General features: G+C 73.3%; 3 protein-coding genes and 1 pseudogene. All 4 read right to left on the bottom strand.

From position 1 onward, the window contains the following. Positions 1-578, bottom strand: a pseudogene (locus ACIQOV_RS33050) (hypothetical protein); the annotation flags it as partial. A gap of 123 nt (positions 579-701) precedes the next feature. Next, the gene (locus ACIQOV_RS33045) at positions 702-908 is read right to left on the bottom strand and encodes a hypothetical protein (RefSeq protein WP_401054416.1); all 207 of its coding nucleotides are present in this window, start codon (positions 906-908) and stop codon (positions 702-704) included. Continuing rightward, positions 908-1486, bottom strand: coding sequence for a hypothetical protein (locus ACIQOV_RS33040; protein ID WP_401054414.1), 579 nt, complete (start codon positions 1484-1486; stop codon positions 908-910). The genes ACIQOV_RS33045 and ACIQOV_RS33040 overlap by 1 nt, the downstream gene beginning before the upstream one ends. A gap of 194 nt (positions 1487-1680) precedes the next feature. Continuing rightward, complete coding sequence (locus ACIQOV_RS33035; RefSeq protein ID WP_401054413.1) at positions 1681-3381, bottom strand: hypothetical protein; 1701 nt, start codon at positions 3379-3381, stop codon at positions 1681-1683. Between the last annotated feature and the right edge of the window lie 135 nt (positions 3382-3516).

Here is a 3516-nt window from a genome sequence, read left to right as displayed (position 1 = left end):
CCCCCCGAGCGGCCACCGCCGCCAAAGCGCCCACCGCCCGGTCCGCCGGACCCGCCCGTACCGCCGGAGCGGTTGAGGCTCTGTCGGCCCCACTCGTACGAGGGCTGCACGCCGCCGCGCCCGCCCCGGCCCGTTGCGCCGGTCGACTCGGACCCGGTACGGGCGGCGTCGCGCACGGCCTGGCGCTGCTCGCGGCTGGCCCGAAAGCCCGTCACCGCCGAGTGGATACCGCGCAGCGCCGCGACGGCGGCGGCCAGCACAGCCGCCGCCGACAGCGCGCCCAGGCCCGGCGCGGGAGCCGTGTCCGGGCCGGGGGTGGGCTCCGAGCGGAACGCCGCGGGCACCGTCCCCGGCTCGGGGCCGGCCGGGGTCGGGTCCGGATCGACCACCACCGGCAGCGGCCGCTCGGGGGCGGACAGGCCCTCCACGACCTCCCACGGGGAGCGGCGCCGCGGCCCGAAGGTCTGCGCGGGGTCGGGGTCCGGCTCCACAACCGGCTCGGCGACGGGCGCCGGCGGGGCCGGGGCGAACCCGGTCCGGGGGAAGTGGATCACGTTGTCGTCGTCGTTGTCGGCCACGTCACGCCTCCTTTCAGGGTTGACAGACAGTCACCGATTTGGGAACCTCGCGCGCGCACGTCGTGCGCGCGCCTCGGGCACCCCGGATCTGCGTTCTGGCCCGGGTGAAGATGAAGATGAACATCACCCGGAGTGACGGCGGAAGAAGTCGTGCAGCGCGTTCTGCAGCTCCGTCCACACCTTCGGATCGCCGCTGCGCTCGGCCCGGTGGGCGACGCTGCGGCAGGCGTCCCACCACACCGCCGCACGGTCCGCGGCGGTCTGCGCGTCGGCCTGTTTGCCGTTCCAGTGCCTGGCCTGGTTGGCCTGACGACGGGTCGAGGCGGCCACTACCGGGCCTCCTTCCGGAGGAAGAACTCGGCAATCGACGGGGCCGCAGCGGGCTCCGCGGCGGGGGCCTGCGCGAACGGCGCCGGCTGCGGCGGCAGGTACACCGGCGCCTCCTCCGCGGCCTGCTGCGCCCCTTGACCGGTACCGTCCTGCGGCACCTGACCGCCCAGCTGCGCGGCCGACCTGTGCAGCGACGACGCCGCCCACGAGGCGGTCTGACCGGCCGCCACCTGCCGCCGCCGCGCCCGCCGGTCCCGGCGCTCCTGCTTGCGGGCCTCCACGCTCTGGCGGCGCACCGGGAGCTCCAGGACCTGGCCGACGTAGGAGGCGTACAGGGCTTCGGCCGCCGCGGCAGCCCGGCTCGACGCCCGCTCCAGCGCCTTCAGGTGGCGGGCGACCTTCCCGGCCCGCCGCTTCGCGGACAGCGGCCCGTCCCCCTCGACCGCGGTCTGCTCCAAACGGCTGCGCACGATCGCCGCCAGCTGCCCGTAGTGCAGGGCGTCGTCGCGGTGCGCGTCGCGCTGGGCCGCGGTGAAGGCCCGCATCCCCTCGTCGGTGAACAGCAGGTTGAGGTCCATGGTTCGGCTCCCCCTTCGAGAGCGTGCGGACAGGACGGCTGTCTGCCGCCTGACCTGGGGTGATGGGTTTCTCTGACCCGGTCTCCGGCCGGACGGCCGGGTCGCTACGGTGGTGCTCGGTGCCGTCGGCACCTTCGGCGTGCCACCAGGGCGATATCCGCGCCCTGGTGGCCACCGGAGAGGCCGACTTCTCGTCAGGCCGCCTCGTCGCCGGCCTGGGTGTCGCTGTCGCGCGCTTCCTCGGAGACCGGCATCTCGTCCTCCAGCGCGGAGGTGATGACCTCGTTCTCGAACTCCGAGTCGTTCGCGAGGCGCTTCTTCGCGTTCCGGATGCGGTCTCCGACCCACGTGTCGCCCTTGCCGTAGCGCTCGCCGATCGCCTTCTGGTCGATTTCCGAGCCCTCCAGCATCAGCCGCGCGACCTCGCGCTCGGCCTGCTCGCGAAGCTGCGAGCGCAGTTCGCGAGGGACGGTGCCGCCGTTCTGCGAGGCGATTTCCGAGAGGGAACGCGAGACGGCCGACCGCGACGTGCGAGTGGTCTGCGAGGCCAGTCGCTGCTGCCGCGCGGCGGCCCGCTCCTCCGCCCTGCGGCGCTTGTCCTCCGCCTCCGCAGCTTCCTTTGCCCGGCGCTCCTGCTCGGCCACCTGCTGCTGCCTGACCTGCTCTTCCGCGAGCATCCGGGCCGCATCCGCCTCACCGGCGGCCTTGATCCGCAGAGCCTCGCGGTCGGCTTCCGAGCGCCGCCGGGCCTCCTCGTTCTCCCTCGCGGACCGCAGCTTCTCCGCCTCGTTTTCCCGCTCGCGGCGCACCCGGGCATCCTCGTTTTCCCGCTCGATCCGCAGCCGCTCGGCCTCGTGCTGCGCCCTCGCGTTCTCCAGCTCGCGCTGCTCGCGAAGCCGCCCGATTTCCGCCTCGCGTTCGCGCTGCTCCTTCTCCGCCTCGTGCTGCGCCCTCGCGTTCTCCAGCTCGCGCTGCTCGCGAAGCCGCTCGAATTCCGCCTCGCGTTCGCGCTGCTCCTTCTCCGCCTCGTTGCGCGCCCGCGACTCCTCGAGCTCGCGCTGCTCGCGGAGCCGCTCGGTTTCGGCCTGCGAGGCGATGCGGGCGATTTCGGCGGCCTTGCGCATCCGCTCGGCATCCAGGCGTTCCTCGTGCTCGCGCTCCTCCCGGCGGCGCCGCTCCTCGCGGTCGGCCTTCTCGGCTTCGAGCCGCGCCTGCTCGGCCCGCTCCGTCTCCTCTCGGGCTCGGCGCTCGCGTTCCGTCGTCGCGGCGTGTTGCTGGTCCTCGAAGGCCTGAACCGTTGCGCGCAGCTCACCGAGCCGCTTGGCGAGGTACTTGCGGTAGCCGGAGGACGCCTCCGCCATCGTGATCAACAAAAACGGCGCCACCGAGTGAAGCAGGAGTCCGCCGGCGTCCGGGTGTTCGGGGATGAGCGTGAAGCGCCCGTCCGGGTAGAGGGAGGTCCAGGAGTTCATCAGCCAGGTGCTGACGCCGGCGAACCAGCGCAGCAGGAACGGCCAGGTCCCGGCCCGCTGCCCGCCCTGCTCGGCCAGGACGCCGTCGACGTACAGGACGGTGATCAGTGCCAGGGAGGCCATCGGGTCGAGCATCCAGGCGATCCAGCCCGGGATGTCGTGCTTCATCGCGAAGATCGTGACGTTGATGCAGGTGAAGATCAGGGCGCCGCCGCCGATCGACATCAGCGAGCTGGTGATCAGCTCGCCGAGCTTCTTCAGCTTGGTCAGGGCGGCCTTGGCCGCCTCGTACTCCTGGCGGGTCACCACGTGCACCGGACCGGCAGCGGGGGTCACGGGCTGAACGTTGCCGGGGACCGGGGCGGGGTGGCGCGCGGCGGGCACCGCGTTAACGTGGACCGGCTTGTCGACGGTGATGGTCACCTCGTCTCCTCTCTCTTACGGCGGGGACGCCGGGGTGCGTCGGGCACCGTCGAACACCGCCGCGCCCCGACCCCCGGCGATGCGGGGTGGGGCGCGGCGGCGAACGACAACCAACCGACGCGGTCAGGCCAGGGC

The organism is Kitasatospora sp. NPDC091257, from assembly GCF_044757675.1.
Lineage (GTDB): Bacteria > Actinomycetota > Actinomycetes > Streptomycetales > Streptomycetaceae > Kitasatospora > Kitasatospora lactacystinica.
Note: the sequence above shows the minus strand (reverse complement) of the source record. Positions and strands in the feature narration are given on the sequence as shown.